We start from the raw sequence: 13,986 nt of genomic DNA on the forward strand, positions 1-13,986 counted from the left end.
TTTATGGGTCTTTAAAACGCTTTAGTGAGTAATTCAGTGGGTGGTCACATCATAGGTTTTTAAATCAAGAGGCGCCTTAAATTATTGATACACTAGTGTCGGGAATTGAGGCATTAATTAGGAGGTACTTCCCGTATGACACGTTTAGGAGGTATCAATGGGAGATAGCCAAGAGCATATACGATGCATTATCGAGCGGTAAGGTAGCGCTTATCGAGGCACCAACAGGCGTAGGCAAGACTGCAAGCGCGCTGGCGGCATCGTTGGCTTATGCTGAGGAGAGTAATGTTAAGGTTTTGTTCCTAATTAGAACGAAGAACGAGGCCCAGGCACCGATTAGGGAGTTACGTAGGTTGAGGGATAGGGGTGTTGATGTTAATTTCGCAGTAATTAGGAATAGACCAGATATGTGTTGCATGACCAGCACGCGTAAGTTGCCGTATGAGGAATTTCTTGAGGAGTGCAAATTCCTGAGGTCTAGTGGTGAGTGCCCATATTACTCCAACATTAGGAGGGTTAATCTTAATGACTTAATGCTTCACGTAATTGATGAGGCAGGTAATGTGAATGAGTATGTATCAACCCTATGCGCACTCAATGTCTGTCCCTACGAGATTTCTAGAATGTACCTGGAGAGGGCTAGGGTAGGCATAATGACTTATTACTACATATTCAGTATTAATAGGCCTGAAACTATAAATCTTGATATTAGGAATTCCGTACTAATAATAGATGAGGCGCACAACCTGCCGGATGCGATAAGTGGTTTAAATAGTATTGACCTACCCCTAACCTCGGTTATTGCATCAATTAGTGAAGTTAAGAAGTTGATTGATGAGGAGGAGCTGAGGAATAGGGCGATCAAGATATTGAGGGGCCTTCAAACATACATGGTTAAGCTGGGTAAGGTCCTCGAGGAGGAGACGATGGTATCCCTGGAGTTGGGAGACGTGCTTCAATTCTTCGAGGACTTTCAAGCAATAACGGATTCCTACTACGAAATAATCAGGAAAAAGAGGAGCGCCGGTTTACCAATACCATACACACCGCTCTCCCGATTACTGGATTTTCATAGAGCAATATTGAATAAGGTGAGCGGATTCAGCGTATTCCTAGCTAGGGATGAGCAGGGCGTATCCCTAGTTTATAAGTGCGTTGATCCGTCAGTGGTGAGTAGTTCCGTGATTAATGAGGCAAATGGTGTGGTTCTCATGAGTGGTACATTACCGCCGAGGGATTACGTAACAAGCATGCTCGGCATAAGTAGGGGTATTGTGGAGTACAGGATTAGCTTTAGGGATTATGTGAGGCCTGAGAACTACGGCGTATTAGTTTATGATGGGGTAACCACGAGGTACGTGGAGAGGGATGAGGAGGAGTACGCTAAAATCGCCGATATACTGAGCAGGATTTATCAAGCATATGCGCTTGATAAGGCAATACTATCGATATTCCCGTCATACACCGTACTTAAGTCCGTTAGGAAGTACCTAAATCCAGGCGTTAAGTACATAATGGAACTTGGCAGTACATCAATTGACGATTTAATTAAGGATTTAAGGAATGACCGTAAAAAGCTCATAATGGCTGTGGCAGGCGGGAAACTTGTTGAGGGTGTTGAGTATAGGCTCGGGTCTGAGAACCTACTCGGTCTCATAATAATTGTTGGCGTTCCATACCCAGAACCGAATGATTATCTCGATGATGTCATGGAAATACTGGCGGCTAGGTTAAACGACAGGAGACTGGCCTGGGAGTTGACATATCAATGGCCCGCCATTGTTAGGATTAAGCAGGCGGTTGGTAGGGCCTTTAGGTCGGAGAGCGATAAGGCCTTGGTAATACTCATGGATCGTAGATTTAGGGAGGCTAGGTTGGCGAAGATCTTTGAGGATTACTTTGGTAAGTACCAAGTTGTTGACGAGAATGAATTAATTAATGAGATTTCAAACTTTAACCTCATTCCTCACTAAGGCCCTCCTCAGTGCCCTCCTGCTGTTGCTGTTCCTCACCGATGCCCTCCTCCTGCGCGGTCTGTTGTTGAGGTTGCTGGACCTGCTGCGGCTTTACCTGCGGTGGTCTCGGTGCAGGCGCCAGTATCCTTTCAGGGCCCTGCTGCGGCTGAGGTAAGTATTGCGGAGTTGTTGGTGTGGCTGTCGCTACTGCCTGGGTCGTAGATGATTGCTGCCTCATCATCCTTACCAGGTATTCGAACCTTCTATCGAGGCCCATGGCTATTTGGTACATGGCTATGAAGCTTATGATTAATGCGGCGGCTACAGTTATTAAGGATGCCATGAATGCTATTGAGGAGTATGGGACATAAGCGTCACTTGTGGTTGGGAATAGGGCAATAGCCGTTATTACGAAAACTATGGCTATTAATGCCAATGGTATGCCTAGGTAAAGCACGAGTCTACTCAAGCTTGGCGTTAACTCCTCAATCCTTGGTTGCTGAACTGCAGGCCTAGTAACCGGCACCTGCCTTGGGGGTGGCTGTGGTGGGGGTTGGTATGGCTGTGAGTATGGCAGTGGTGGAGGAGGCCTGTATTGGGGTGGAGGTGGGGGCGGCATTTGTGGTGGTGGCGGTGGAGGTGGGTATGTTGGGTATTGCTGGTAGGGTGGTCTCCTGGCTTGTTTCTCTTCCGGTTTCTTCTCGCTCATTCACAACACCATTTGTTGCTATGCTTATTAATTAATAAGTTAATAAATGTTTCGAAAAAGAGTTGGTGTAGGGTTAATGACTATTGATTCACTGGTGGTTGCTGAGAAGGACTCGGTGGCTAGGGCAATCGCTAAGTACTTAGCTCAGGGTAGCATAAGTATTAGGAAGGTTTATGGTATTAAGACGTACTGGTTCACGAGAGGTGATGAGCAGTGGGCTAGTATTGGTCTTAAGGGCCACATAATGGATGTGGACTTTCCCGAGGAATTAAATAATTGGCACTCGGTTGAGCCGTCGAAGTTATTCGATGTAGAGCCAATGCTCGTGATTAGGGAGGATACCATAAACTATGCGAGGGCGTTATTGCGTTTAGGGGCAGGTGCAAACATTGTTTATTTAGCCTTGATGCCGATTCTGAGGGTGAGGCCATAGCCTATGAGGCCATGTTTGTGATAAGGAATGTAAACCCAAGGGCAATATTCAGAAGGGTTTTGTTTTCAGCAGTAACTAGGAGCGACATTATCGAGGCCTTTAACTCACCAATGAGCCTAAACCCAGGATTGGCTAAGAGGGTCTTCACTAGGATGATGCTGGACTTAACGTTGGGTGCTGTATTCACGAGGGCGTTGACGCTGAGTGTCGAGAGGGCTGATAGGAATGCACTGGCTAGAGGTAGCTTCCTTAGTTATGGTCCATGTCAAACACCCGTACTTAACCTAGTTGTGCAGAGAGCAATTGAGAGGGAGAATTTCAAACCTGAAAAGTACTATATGCTTCGCATAATGGTTGATGTTGATGGAACAAAGGTAACACTCAATCATGAGGGCACCTTTAAGGATAGGCAGGAGGCGGAGAAGGTGCTAGGCCTAGTGAGGAGTGGGGTCAAGGCTAGGGTAATTATTGCTAATTATAGGGAGGATTTCATGGAACCGCCAATTCCATTAGATACGATAGAACTTGAGAGGAGAGCCAGTAGGTTCCTTAATATCAGGCCTAAGGCGACCCTTGACATTGCCGAGGAGCTCTATAGGCACGGGTACATCTCATACCCGAGAACCGAGACCACGATTTACCCACCAACACTAAGCCTTAGGCAGGTACTCCTTGAGCTAACGCATGGAGAACATGGCGATTACGCAAAGGCCTTGCTGGGCATGAACATTAAACCAACACGTGGCGACAGTAATGACGGCGCACACCCACCAATATACCCAACAAGAGGCGCCATAAGGCAGGAGATACTCAGGTATTTTAAGAACGAGAAGTATTGGAAGATCTACGACTTAGTAGTCAGGCACTTCCTGGCAACGTTGAGTCTGCCCGCACGTGTTGAGAGACAGAAAATAGTTGTTGACATATCAGGACATAGGTTCAGTGCAGATGGCTTGAAAATACTTGATAAGGGCTACCTAGCAATATATCCATTTGAAAGCCCAAGCGAGAAGGTATTACCAAGGGTAAGGACCGGTGATGAATTAAACATTATTAAGGCCTGGATTGAGGAAAGGGAAACCGAGCCGCCACCCTACCTCTCCGAGTCAGAGCTACTTAGGTTAATGAAGAAGTACGGCATTGGTACTGACGCAACAATGCAGGACCACATACATACCAACGTTATTCGCGGATACTTCAGGATCAGGAATAGACAGTGCATACCAACACCATTGGGTAGAGCTGTGATAAGCGTACTCAGTAAGACCGGCAATGAGCTCATCGATCCATGGTTTAGATCACGCATGGAGAAGGCCTTAATGGAGATAACGAGTGGTTCATTAAAGCCTGGTGATGTATTATTCACATTCAAGAGTGAGGCTAGGAAGATTTATGAGAAGTTCGTGAATAGGCAGAGTGAGGTTGCTATGGAACTTATAAAGGCGTTGAGGAACTCATTAAACAGGACTAGGAGGGGCGCGGGCGGTAAGGCCTCATAACGCTTTAATCTAGGTACTGTAATATGTGAAATAATGGGTAGCATTACCGAACTTCTCAGGAATCAATCAGACGATGTTTGGCGTAAAATAATAAATCACCCATTCGTTACCGAACTATTTAGTGGTTCATTACCGCTTGAGAAATTTAGGTTCTACATTACTCAGGACTATAATTACCTAATAACACTAACGAGGTGCCAAGCATTAATAGCATCTAAGTTTGAGAATCCCACAGTCATGAGGAGGGTACTTGAGCTGGCACTGGCCGATGTGACCACTGAGCTTGAGAATTACAATAAATTGCTTAATGCCCTTGGACTAAGCATTAGTGACGTCATTAAGGTGAGGCCCAGCCCCACAAACACTGCGTACATGAACTTCCTACTAACACGTGTGCCCTAGGTAATCCATACGAGGGCCTAGTGGCGATACTGCCGTGTTACTGGACGTACCTAGAGATTGCGAGATATCATGCCAATAAGTTGAATAGTAACCCCGTTAAGGTTTACAGGGATTGGGCCTTGGTTTACCTAACCCTGAATACGCGGGTATTGTTGATGGGCTTAGGGCTATCATTGATGAAGCCAGTGATTACCTAATGAGGGACTTCGATAGGTTGTTGAGCATATTTAGACAGGCCAGCGTTTACGAGTACCTATTCTGGGACATGGCATATAGGCAGGAGCAATGGGTATTATGATTAGTTTTTAATAAGTTCACTCCCTGGGCATATTTGATAGGTGCCTCGCCGCTGGTAGTATTGTTGTTCCTGCGTCTATTATGAAGACTTGCCCAGTTATGTTCTTTGCCGAGTCACTCACTAGGAACGCCACTAGTTCCGCAACCTCCTCAGGCTCGATAATCCTCCCCGTGAGCGTCCCCGTCTTTACCCAATCCTCCTCCCTAACATTAAGTACTTGGAGTAGGCTCATACCCATCTTAGTCCTAACAAGGCCAGGGGCTATTGCGTTGACGGTTATTCCATAAGGCGCCAGCTCCGCGGCCAGGGCCTTCGTGAATCCTATCAAGGCGGCCTTCGCCGTTGCATAGGGCACATTGTAGGCTGCGCCCATTATGCCCTCGATGGAGCTCATGTTTATGACCCTACCCCAATTATTCCTAATCATGTATGGCACGGCGAATTTAGTCAATAGGTAGGCCGACTTAAGGTTCGTGTTTATTATCTTGTCCCACAAACCCTCATCAATATCCACAAAGGGCCTCATTATGCCGAGGCCGGCATTATTAACGACAACATCAACAGAGCCCCACTGCCTAACAGCCTCATCAACGATTGCCTTAGCGCCCTCCGCAGTCGCCACATCAGCCTTAACCATAATAGCCTCACCACCAACACCCTTAATCAACCTCATGGTCTCCTCACCCTCCTCATCATGCCTCTTATAATTAACAACAACACGAAAACCATCCCTAGCCAACCTAACGGCAATAGCCTACCAATACCACGACCAGAACCACTAACAACAGCAACCCTACCCATACCAAACAAGACAAAGTATAAGGTGAATTAAGTATTACTCAAATTGTCTCAATTTATAAATATATAATTAAATATAGTAATAAATAATTCTTAAATGAGCCTACCAATATATATGTTATCGTCATTCTCAATTATTTTAACCCTAACCTGATTCCCAACGAGTATACTCTCCATACGGGGATCCGCAATTACCGTGATGACCCTATCATATATAGCCGTATTTCTCAGGGGCAATATAACGCCCAAGAACTCACCCCTAATTATCCCCCTGCCAATTATCTTAACCCTAACCTCCTCATTGGTATTGTAGGGCTTCGGCAATTTAGGAGCCCTATGTATATTTAATTCCTCATTAGTCGCCGTTAATTTAACTCCCAACTCGCCCTCAAGCTTCTTAATTCTATCCCAAAATTCCTGCCAGGTCATAACCCTAACCCTGACCTTCCTACCCCTCTTATGCGGTATATACTTCTGAATAAGAACCGGTGGTAATTCACCCCTGCCCAGCCCAACCTCCTTAGCCCACTTAACGATCTCGACCATATCATTATCATTAATACCAGGTAACCAGACGGGGGATGCTATCACGTTAATCCCAAGTTCAAGTGCCTGTACTACTAATTCCTTAACATGGTCTACATCGTACCACGGCGCACCACTTATCTTCCTAGCCAATTCAGGGTTTAATGTATCAATGCTCAGGTTTATCCTATCCAAACCGGCCTGGGCTAGTTCCTTAAGCTCCTCCTTAGTAAACATGTATAGCCGGGTCTGCATTGATACTGTTGAAACACCGTCAATCGCCTTAATACCGCGAATAAGGTTAACTAGGTAGGGATAAACGCCAGGCTCGCCCATGCCGTCAATATGAACCTCAATATCCTTCATACCCTTAAACCTAACGACTTCCTCCAATGCCATGAGCAATGCCTCTGGATCGTCGATGAACTCCGCCCACCTATTCGTTGACCTTGGACCAGCATTAACGGAGCAGTATATGCAGGATAATGGGCATAGCGTTGTTGGCCTGACCTCGATTATGTTCGTACCCCTATCAACCACGCCGAAGGCTAGTGCACCGATTTGCGGCGTGTCCCTCCCTATTCTAATTATTTTCCTAATCCTCTCAATCTCATTAATACTCCCCCTCCACATATCACCTCAACGTAATCAGTGCTTGCTAACCCCTATGATTTACCAAAATAGGGTTTTAAACTCAGAGGTTACATTCTTGTGCACATAAAATGATTAGAATAAATGCAGTGAACATGGGATTGGACATGTTTAGGATTAACGTAAAGTCAGTAGCTGTTTTGCCCATTGAGTCCTTTGAAGCATTACTGAGTAATAACGTCAGAATAAGTATAATGGATATGCTCAGTAAAGGCCCCATGACTGTTACGTCATTAGCCCAGGAATTAGGCATGCTTAAGGGTGTTATTCATAGGCATGTAAAGGCACTTGAGGACTTTGGTTGGATTAGGCAGTTGAGCAATGATGAGGCTAAAATCATGGGGTTGAGTAGGGAGGCAAATAGGATTTACTACGTACCAACAGCCATGGTTTACCTAGGGTTTAAGCTTGAGGCAAACGAACACGGTATGAAGATAATAATACCCACAAACTACGGCGCATTCATAGACATTAGGGGCCATAAGTTCATTGTATTAACACCAACGTTCTCAAACCATGACTGCAGAAATTCATGCCCATCCCATGACGCATGCCTTGACTGGATTAAGAGGGTTGGGAAACAATTCCACATAAGTATTGATTATGATGAGGCGAGCAGGGCATTAATGTACCTCTATACGCAGTTAATACTTAAGGAGTTCAGGATAAACATGGTAAATAATATAATAATGCTTGACAGCCCACGCCTAAACTCTATCTTCATGAAACATTCAAACCTCGCTCTTTAATATAACGAGGTAATTATTGAAACCCGAGACCTTACCTAGCTCATACCACTTATTGAGCGATGGAAAATAACGACTAATTACGATGGAATTAACGCCAATTATGAGCAATGTAATGGTATCACGATCATTAACGACCTCGGTCACAAAACCGCACTTATTAAAGGTCAGTCTCCATTGCTTAATGGAAAAATCATTTACACAAGTACTTAGGGATAGAGATTGCAGAGTTAACGCCTTACCTATGCCGAATACCTGAATCTCATGATTGGCGCTGGAATATAGAAACTTACCTGAAAGGTTCAATATCCTCATAATCCTAGCGGCATAACTATTGGGCTTAGTTTTACGGGCCTCAGTCTCATCAGCCTTACGATCACGATCAACGACTCACTAGGCTTTACATGAATTTTCGTGCTTAAGCCCTCCTCGTGCCACGAAACACCTATATCGCACTCAGTATCAATAATTACCAGGTATAGTCCCTCAACGTAATCGCCGTTCTGTATTAGATACCTACCATACACGGCACCACTGCATGGTAGGTGAAGTATGACCTTTGTGCCGTATAATTGAACATCCTCATTATTAAAGGGGTAAGATAAACCACTGGTTAGTGGTACTGCATTTTCCTTTGGTATTACGTATATCGTCAAGCCGGCCTTATCGAAGCTTACCCTAAAGTTCTTGGTTAATTCTTCAACATTGATGTCTCGGTTGTTCATCTCAACTTACTGATTCAGGAGGATTCTTATTTAAATAAACCTAAGTTAATCAGGGATGAGATGCTGATAAGGATTACGTTTTTAGGGACTGGCGCTGGGACGCCAGGTAAGGATCGATATTTACCGGCAATACTTATTGAGGATGGATTACGAAAAATACTGCTTGATGCTGGTGAGGGCGTTCAATATAGGCTTTTCGAGATTGGCGTAAGCCCGTTAAAAATAACCCACATATTCATCACACACCTGCATGGGGATCACGTCTTTGGACTGCCTGGATTACTGGCAACAATGGCCATGCTTGGTAGGAGGGAGGACCTGGTCATAAGCGGTCCTACTGGTATTGTGAACTTCGTGAAGAATAGCATGGAAATCGTTGGTGATCCGCCCTTTCATGTACGGATTTACGAGGTCGAGCCCTCCATTAACATTAAGGACGTAATCAATGAGGAGAACTTTAGCCTACAATGCGTATTGGCGAAGCACACAGTACCCGACTGTGCATACTCCCTTAATTGGAGGACGTACGTAGGCAGGTTTAACCCAGAACGAGCTAAGGAGTTGGGCGTGCCTGTAACGCTTTGGAAGAGACTCCATATGGGCGAGACCGTCGTACTCGACGATGGTAGGGTCATAAAACCTGAGGATGTGGTTGAGGTTAGGGGTAGTGGTTTTATGAGGATCGTTTATACGGGGGATACGCACCGACAGACTCTGTCATAGACATATCACGGGGCGCGCAGGTGCTTATTCATGATTCCACGTTCTCGGCAATCGAGGATGGAAACCTTGTTTGGAATCAGGGACACTCAAGGTCCGTGGATGCGGCTAGGGTAGCTAGGGAAGCCGGCGTTGAGAGACTGGTATTAACTCACATTAGTAATAGGTACTCTGATCCAGAGCTCCTGGCTACTGAGGCTTCGGAGATCTTCATGAATGTTATAGCCGCAAGGGACTTAATGAGTCTAGTAATTACTTCATAGTGGTGGAGCGAGAATGAGCTAGTTAATGATTGCCGTAATGATTAATGAAGGGCCTTAGGGAATCGGCTATCCTAACTAACTCATTAATTCCCAACTGCCTAACACGGGCATTAACATCAATGCCTGCATTAATTACTGCATTAACAGCATTAGGCCCAAGATACTTACTGAGGACCCACCTTAAAACCCTATTCCTATGCCTAAAGAGTAGGTTAGTCACGGACTCCAGAATCCTCATGTCACGGTAGCAGGGCTCCTTCTTAGTCATAATCACCAATGATGAGTAAACCTCAGGACTTGGGTAGAAGGAGTCGGGCGCGTACGTGCTTAGGATACCCACCGAGTAATTACATTGGGTAATTATGCTTAACCTGCCATAATCATCACCACCAGGCTCACTGGCAAGTCTATTGGCAACTCGCGCTGTATCGTTAATAAAGCCCTCGGAACACCCTCCTTAATTATCCTCATTATTAATGGTGACGTTATTGAATACGGCACATTAGAGACCACGACATCGGTATTAGGCCACGGAACCCTCAGAGCGTCGCCTTGAATCACCGATACATTACTTAAACCACCTAATACGTGCTCAGCAATCCTCACGAGCCTTCCATCAATCTCTATAGTAATTACCTGGGAGGCAACCCTAGCTAGGTAATACGTTAGTATGCCAATACCGGTACCCACCTCAAGAACCCTTGAACCACTTGGTACATGCTCAACTATGTCCCTTATTACCGCTGGATCAACAACGAAGTGTTGACTCAACCTCTTCACTGGCTTTAACCTATACCTAGTAATTAGCCTCATTAGGTCATCCCTAGTTACCACGTCAATGTCAGGTAGCATTACCCATAGCCCTCTATGGAGCAACACTAAAAACCTTTTAAGTGGGTCCTTGTGAGATTCGATGTGTCGTCATTAATAAATATAATTAATGTCGTAAATACAATACTTAACACACCGAGAATTGGTTGGCTACAGCGTGGAGTTCCCCAGGCTATTGCGAGAGTGTTGGAGATCATGTATTACTCACTAGCTATATCGCGATGATTCTTTGCAATAATGTACAAAGGATCGATGGTAGTATTGATGCCGATAAGTGCGTGTCAATGGCGCTCATTCATGACGCTCACGAGGCCCTAATAGGCAATGTGGGTAATAGTGTTCGTTCATTGATTAGCGATTGGAAGGATATAGAGGTTAGGTTATTCGATGAACTTCAATTCCCCGAGGAATTGCGCAATTACTTCCGTGAGTATAGGTATGGATTAAGCACCGAGGGTAAAATCGTGAATCTCTCGGATAAATTAGCAACATTAATTAGGGCGTGCGTTTACGCAAGGGCTGGTTATGACACGAGGGAATTAATTATTAATTATAAGGAATTGGTGGAAAAAAAATGCTGGGTGAATTCACAGGTGTTGTTGGGCAGGTCATTAATAACGTCGTCAAACCCGTCCTTTCATGGTGTGATAACCGTGCCATCACTAACACCCTCGGTAATGAGCCTCCTCAGTGAGCCTAACTTACCGCAACCAACCACGTAAATCGTGATACCACTCCTCTGGGCTATGCTTAATGCCCATGGATCGAGCAGATCATAAGTACCGGCTATCGTCCTTGACCTAAGCATGCTCATCAACTCACCAATACTAACCCTATCGAGCCTCTTGGCGTTGGATCTACCCTCGGATCGCTTGTGTAGACGGCATCTATGTTTGCACAATCAATCAATCTCTTAATGCCAAGGGACTCACTCACGAGTAGCGCCACCGTGGCTGTTGATTGACCGGGTTGAAAACCACCCGTAATCACCAGCTACCTGTGGACCAAGCCCTAAAAACCTCATCAATATTAGTGGGTATTGGCAGGTAGGCAATATCACTGAGCGCAGCAGCCAATAACTGGGCATTTAACCTGCTAGCCAATATTCCGAGCATGTCTAGTAACGATTCGTTTATACCCATCTTCCTACCAATCTCTATGTACTTACGCGCCAGGGACCCACCACCGGTCACCACAGCCATTTTATAACCATTGCCCCAAAACTCACGAATTAAGTCCACGTACTTAGGCAGTAAATCCTCACTGTCAAATAAATGCCCACTTAACTTAAGCGTGAAGGGCTCCCGCATCATTCACTAAGCCATTGACTAGTGAATTCTTAAGTTTTCTTAACCAGCTCGTTTATTGCCCTGGTAATGCCATTAGACACATATATCGGTAAATCACCGAGGTCAAGGCTTGGCACTTTATCGTCACATGCGTACTGCAGCTTCTCAAGGTTTTTCGTAAGGAATTCCTTAATTGCATCGTAATGATCAGCACCTATTAATGGCTGCATGTACGAGTCTATTGAACAGTCATTATCATACCACTCCTTAAAGAACTTGGCAGATGCGATTAACCTATTGAAAGATTCAATAGTCATCTCCTCATTGTTAAGCATAATAATTACCTGCGTATTAAGAAACCTTTTAACAATCTTAACCTTAACGAACCCCAAGTCACAGGGTTTCTTCTGCCGAACGCACTCAATAACATTATCGCTAACGCTCAGTACCTTCATCAACTCCCTATTCCTCTCATACTCACCCTTACACCTACAAATTTGTTGAATAACCCTAATGAAACGTGATTTATACTCCTCAGTTAGCGCCTCAATAGCATCGTAATTACGCATTTTAGGTTTGAAAAATAAGTGATTTTAAAAGGTATTCTCATCAGGTGCTCGGTCACTCAGCCTTACCAATAGCCTTTCTAACAACCTTACCGCCAGGGCATTTAAAGAGCCCTATTATCACGCCCCTCCTACCCTTTGGTGCAAGCATCCATACCTTAACCGGCTTTAACTTCACCACCTGACCATCACACTCAACCTCATACTCCTTCTCCATGTAACTTGATAGTTCTGCCATTGCATTACAGTAATTATTCTATCCTTAATAAATAATCATAACCATGAACAATTCATAAATCAATATTTATAATGCTCTTTCTACACAGGTAATTACAAGGGCGATACGCAAAAAAACATGCTATAGTTGCATATTAATAATTGTATTTCCCACGGTAATTAATATGGAGTTAATGCGTATAGGCATTACCGTAAGAGTATAGCGAAATACTTTAAGGAAGGATTTTAAGGTGGGATTACGTTATGCGACTTAGCTGATGGGGGATGATGGGATCCAAGCGCTGACTAGGGATGAGGCATTACTGTAAAAAGGATAATCATTATAAATTGTGGCTCCGTCTCATTAGTTAATGACTATTAGGGTTGTGGTTTACGGCGTGGGCCCAATTGGTCAATTAATAGCCAGGGTCGCATTTGATAGGGGGTTTGATGTTGTTGGTGCGATCGATATCGACCCGCAGAAGGTTGGTAAGGACCTCGGCGAGATTATTGGGCTTGGCAAAACCCTGGGCATTAGGGTTGAGAGCGATGCCGATAAGGTACTTAGGGATGCAAAACCTGATATCGTCCTTCACTCAACGGGTAGTTTCTTCGATAGGGTTTACCCACAGATAATGAAGGCAATTAGAGTTGATGCAGATGTTATATCAACGTGCGAAACATTGGCGTGGCCTGGTATAGGTATCCAGACCTCGCCGAGCTTATTGATAACTACGCAAGGAATCACGATGTGACAGTGCTTGGTGCCGGTGTTAATCCAGGCTTCGTATTTGATGCATTACCCGCGGTACTATCTGTGGTATTAACGAAACTCGATAAAATCACCGTGATAAGGTCCCTGGATGCTTCGAAGAGGAGATACTCCTTCCAGAAGAAGATTGGGCTTGGCATGACCCGAGCCAATTCACGGATGCGCTTGGTAGGGGCGAGATAACGGCTCATGTGGGCTTCGCCGAGTCCGTACTGCTATTAGCCAATATCATTGGGCTTAGGCTGGACAGGGTTGAGGAGGGTCAGGAGGCGTTAATTGCGGAGAGGAATTACGAAACGCAGTACTTCAAGATTGAGCTGGGCAGGTAAAGGGTGTCGTTGGTCATGGGAGCGGCTTTATTAACGGTAAGGAGGTTGTCAGGGTTGAGTTAAGGGCCTGTGTTGGTTGTGAGGACTTTGAGGAGGTTAGGCTTGAAGGTGAACCATCAATCACCTGGAGAAGCACCGGAACACCTGGTGACCCGGCCACGGCCGCGGTAATCGTTAACTTAATCCCGAGAGTCCTGAATGCAAGGTCAGGTTTAATAACGCTCAAAGACCTAATAAATTACTCATATACTGGGTAATG

Annotated in this window: 22 protein-coding genes and 2 pseudogenes; 13 read left to right on the forward strand and 11 right to left on the reverse strand. The window is 45.0% G+C overall.

The window, feature by feature from the left end; all coding sequences use genetic code 11:
- Positions 1–95: 95 nt before the first annotated feature.
- Positions 96–1,973: an ATP-dependent DNA helicase gene (locus JCM16161_RS02190; protein ID WP_054854836.1), complete on the forward strand. Its 1,878-nt coding sequence runs from the start codon at positions 96–98 to the stop codon at positions 1,971–1,973.
- Here JCM16161_RS02190 and JCM16161_RS02195 read toward each other — a convergent pair.
- The gene (locus JCM16161_RS02195) at positions 1,960–2,664 is read right to left on the reverse strand and encodes a hypothetical protein (RefSeq protein ID WP_054854837.1); all 705 of its coding nucleotides are present in this window, start codon (positions 2,662–2,664) and stop codon (positions 1,960–1,962) included. The genes JCM16161_RS02190 and JCM16161_RS02195 overlap by 14 nt on opposite strands.
- Positions 2,665–2,740: 76 nt before the next feature.
- Between JCM16161_RS02195 and JCM16161_RS14180 the strand changes: the two genes are divergently transcribed.
- The 4 genes and pseudogenes from JCM16161_RS14180 (at position 2,741) to JCM16161_RS14185 (ending at position 5,296) form a co-directional block, all read left to right on the forward strand.
- Positions 2,741–3,097, forward strand: coding sequence for a toprim domain-containing protein (locus JCM16161_RS14180; protein ID WP_243668614.1), 357 nt, complete (start codon positions 2,741–2,743; stop codon positions 3,095–3,097).
- Positions 3,098–3,108: 11 nt separating this feature from the next.
- On the forward strand, positions 3,109–4,596 hold the full coding sequence (locus JCM16161_RS02200; protein WP_243668616.1) for a DNA topoisomerase: 1,488 nt from the start codon (positions 3,109–3,111) through the stop codon (positions 4,594–4,596).
- A gap of 33 nt (positions 4,597–4,629) precedes the next feature.
- Positions 4,630–5,195: pseudogene (locus tag JCM16161_RS02205) on the forward strand (thiaminase II).
- Complete coding sequence (locus JCM16161_RS14185) at positions 5,111–5,296, forward strand: hypothetical protein (protein ID WP_243668718.1); 186 nt, start codon at positions 5,111–5,113, stop codon at positions 5,294–5,296. Before JCM16161_RS02205 ends, JCM16161_RS14185 begins: the two are co-directional and overlap by 85 nt.
- A 16-nt stretch (positions 5,297–5,312) precedes the next feature.
- Here JCM16161_RS14185 and JCM16161_RS02210 read toward each other — a convergent pair whose 3' ends face one another.
- A complete protein-coding gene (locus JCM16161_RS02210; RefSeq protein ID WP_243668618.1) occupies positions 5,313–6,035 on the reverse strand; it encodes an SDR family oxidoreductase in 723 nt (240 codons plus the stop codon).
- A 152-nt stretch (positions 6,036–6,187) separates the two neighbouring features.
- The gene (locus JCM16161_RS02215; protein ID WP_054854838.1) at positions 6,188–7,252 is read right to left on the reverse strand and encodes a radical SAM protein; all 1,065 of its coding nucleotides are present in this window, start codon (positions 7,250–7,252) and stop codon (positions 6,188–6,190) included.
- An 89-nt stretch (positions 7,253–7,341) separates the two neighbouring features.
- On the opposite strand from JCM16161_RS02215, the gene JCM16161_RS02220 reads away from it, so the two are divergent.
- Positions 7,342–8,019, forward strand: coding sequence for a winged helix-turn-helix domain-containing protein (locus tag JCM16161_RS02220; RefSeq protein ID WP_054854839.1), 678 nt, complete (start codon positions 7,342–7,344; stop codon positions 8,017–8,019).
- On the opposite strand, the gene JCM16161_RS02225 is transcribed toward JCM16161_RS02220, so the two are convergent.
- Positions 8,002–8,331, reverse strand: coding sequence for a hypothetical protein (locus JCM16161_RS02225; protein ID WP_054854840.1), 330 nt, complete (start codon positions 8,329–8,331; stop codon positions 8,002–8,004). The genes JCM16161_RS02220 and JCM16161_RS02225 overlap by 18 nt on opposite strands.
- Positions 8,328–8,741, reverse strand: coding sequence for a hypothetical protein (locus tag JCM16161_RS02230; RefSeq protein ID WP_054854841.1), 414 nt, complete (start codon positions 8,739–8,741; stop codon positions 8,328–8,330). Before JCM16161_RS02230 ends, JCM16161_RS02225 begins: the two co-directional genes overlap by 4 nt.
- Positions 8,742–8,801: 60 nt before the next feature.
- Between JCM16161_RS02230 and JCM16161_RS02235 the strand changes: the two genes are divergently transcribed.
- Both JCM16161_RS02235 and JCM16161_RS14190 read left to right on the forward strand, forming a co-directional pair.
- Entirely contained in the window at positions 8,802–9,464 is a 663-nt protein-coding gene (locus JCM16161_RS02235; protein ID WP_243668620.1) for an MBL fold metallo-hydrolase, read from the forward strand.
- Positions 9,465–9,484: 20 nt separating this feature from the next.
- A complete protein-coding gene (locus JCM16161_RS14190; protein WP_243668622.1) occupies positions 9,485–9,724 on the forward strand; it encodes a hypothetical protein in 240 nt (79 codons plus the stop codon).
- 22 nt (positions 9,725–9,746) lie between these two features.
- Here JCM16161_RS14190 and JCM16161_RS14195 read toward each other — a convergent pair whose 3' ends face one another.
- Complete coding sequence (locus JCM16161_RS14195) at positions 9,747–10,085, reverse strand: hypothetical protein (RefSeq protein ID WP_243668708.1); 339 nt, start codon at positions 10,083–10,085, stop codon at positions 9,747–9,749.
- A 5-nt stretch (positions 10,086–10,090) separates the two neighbouring features.
- Positions 10,091–10,603, reverse strand: a complete 513-nt coding sequence (locus JCM16161_RS14200) for a methyltransferase domain-containing protein (protein WP_243668624.1) — start codon at positions 10,601–10,603, stop codon at positions 10,091–10,093.
- Between the two features lie 36 nt (positions 10,604–10,639).
- Between JCM16161_RS14200 and JCM16161_RS14205 the strand changes: the two genes are divergently transcribed.
- Together JCM16161_RS14205 and JCM16161_RS02245 are read left to right on the forward strand one after the other, a co-directional pair.
- A complete protein-coding gene (locus JCM16161_RS14205) occupies positions 10,640–10,780 on the forward strand; it encodes a hypothetical protein (protein WP_243668720.1) in 141 nt (46 codons plus the stop codon).
- Positions 10,771–11,277, forward strand: coding sequence for an HD domain-containing protein (locus tag JCM16161_RS02245; RefSeq protein WP_243668711.1), 507 nt, complete (start codon positions 10,771–10,773; stop codon positions 11,275–11,277). Before JCM16161_RS14205 ends, JCM16161_RS02245 begins: the two co-directional genes overlap by 10 nt.
- A gap of 91 nt (positions 11,278–11,368) precedes the next feature.
- Here the strand turns inward: JCM16161_RS02245 and JCM16161_RS14210 are convergent, their stop codons facing one another.
- Genes JCM16161_RS14210 through JCM16161_RS02260 form a run of 4 tightly spaced genes read right to left on the reverse strand, consistent with a single transcriptional unit; the run spans position 11,369 to position 12,648 of the window.
- Positions 11,369–11,545, reverse strand: coding sequence for a hypothetical protein (locus JCM16161_RS14210; protein ID WP_243668626.1), 177 nt, complete (start codon positions 11,543–11,545; stop codon positions 11,369–11,371).
- Positions 11,542–11,868, reverse strand: coding sequence for a hypothetical protein (locus tag JCM16161_RS02250; protein ID WP_054854843.1), 327 nt, complete (start codon positions 11,866–11,868; stop codon positions 11,542–11,544). Before JCM16161_RS02250 ends, JCM16161_RS14210 begins: the two co-directional genes overlap by 4 nt.
- 26 nt (positions 11,869–11,894) lie before the next feature.
- Entirely contained in the window at positions 11,895–12,413 is a 519-nt protein-coding gene (locus JCM16161_RS02255) for a hypothetical protein (protein WP_054854844.1), read from the reverse strand.
- A gap of 52 nt (positions 12,414–12,465) precedes the next feature.
- Entirely contained in the window at positions 12,466–12,648 is a 183-nt protein-coding gene (locus JCM16161_RS02260; RefSeq protein WP_054854845.1) for a chromatin protein Cren7, read from the reverse strand.
- Between the two features lie 349 nt (positions 12,649–12,997).
- On the opposite strand from JCM16161_RS02260, the gene JCM16161_RS14215 reads away from it, so the two are divergent.
- From JCM16161_RS14215 to JCM16161_RS14225, 3 genes and pseudogenes are all read left to right on the forward strand, one after another.
- On the forward strand, positions 12,998–13,381 hold the full coding sequence (locus JCM16161_RS14215) for a hypothetical protein (protein WP_243668628.1): 384 nt from the start codon (positions 12,998–13,000) through the stop codon (positions 13,379–13,381).
- The gene (locus tag JCM16161_RS14220; RefSeq protein WP_243668630.1) at positions 13,378–13,581 is read left to right on the forward strand and encodes a hypothetical protein; all 204 of its coding nucleotides are present in this window, start codon (positions 13,378–13,380) and stop codon (positions 13,579–13,581) included. Before JCM16161_RS14215 ends, JCM16161_RS14220 begins: the two co-directional genes overlap by 4 nt.
- Positions 13,582–13,589: 8 nt before the next feature.
- Positions 13,590–13,984 (forward strand): annotated as a pseudogene (locus tag JCM16161_RS14225) (hypothetical protein).
- Positions 13,985–13,986 lie beyond the last annotated feature (2 nt).

The sequence above is a fragment of the Vulcanisaeta sp. JCM 16161 genome, from assembly GCF_001316285.1.

What these genes read in the sequence shown, in the direction of transcription:
- JCM16161_RS14215 (WP_243668628.1), top strand. Translation starts at nt 12,998, where the DNA reads ATGACTATTAGGGTTGTGGTTTACGGCGTGGGCCCAATTGGTCAATTA.
- JCM16161_RS02200 (WP_243668616.1), top strand. Translation starts at nt 3,109, where the DNA reads ATGTTTGTGATAAGGAATGTAAACCCAAGGGCAATATTCAGAAGGGTT.
- JCM16161_RS02255 (WP_054854844.1), bottom strand. Translation starts at nt 12,413, where the DNA reads ATGCGTAATTACGATGCTATTGAGGCGCTAACTGAGGAGTATAAATCA.
- JCM16161_RS02225 (WP_054854840.1), bottom strand. Translation starts at nt 8,331, where the DNA reads ATGAGGATATTGAACCTTTCAGGTAAGTTTCTATATTCCAGCGCCAAT.
- JCM16161_RS02195 (WP_054854837.1), bottom strand. Translation starts at nt 2,664, where the DNA reads ATGAGCGAGAAGAAACCGGAAGAGAAACAAGCCAGGAGACCACCCTAC.
- JCM16161_RS02235 (WP_243668620.1), top strand. Translation starts at nt 8,802, where the DNA reads ATGCTGATAAGGATTACGTTTTTAGGGACTGGCGCTGGGACGCCAGGT.
- JCM16161_RS02215 (WP_054854838.1), bottom strand. Translation starts at nt 7,252, where the DNA reads ATGTGGAGGGGGAGTATTAATGAGATTGAGAGGATTAGGAAAATAATT.
- JCM16161_RS02230 (WP_054854841.1), bottom strand. Translation starts at nt 8,741, where the DNA reads ATGAACAACCGAGACATCAATGTTGAAGAATTAACCAAGAACTTTAGG.
- JCM16161_RS02260 (WP_054854845.1), bottom strand. Translation starts at nt 12,648, where the DNA reads ATGGCAGAACTATCAAGTTACATGGAGAAGGAGTATGAGGTTGAGTGT.
- JCM16161_RS02220 (WP_054854839.1), top strand. Translation starts at nt 7,342, where the DNA reads ATGATTAGAATAAATGCAGTGAACATGGGATTGGACATGTTTAGGATT.
- JCM16161_RS02250 (WP_054854843.1), bottom strand. Translation starts at nt 11,868, where the DNA reads ATGATGCGGGAGCCCTTCACGCTTAAGTTAAGTGGGCATTTATTTGAC.
- JCM16161_RS14180 (WP_243668614.1), top strand. Translation starts at nt 2,741, where the DNA reads ATGACTATTGATTCACTGGTGGTTGCTGAGAAGGACTCGGTGGCTAGG.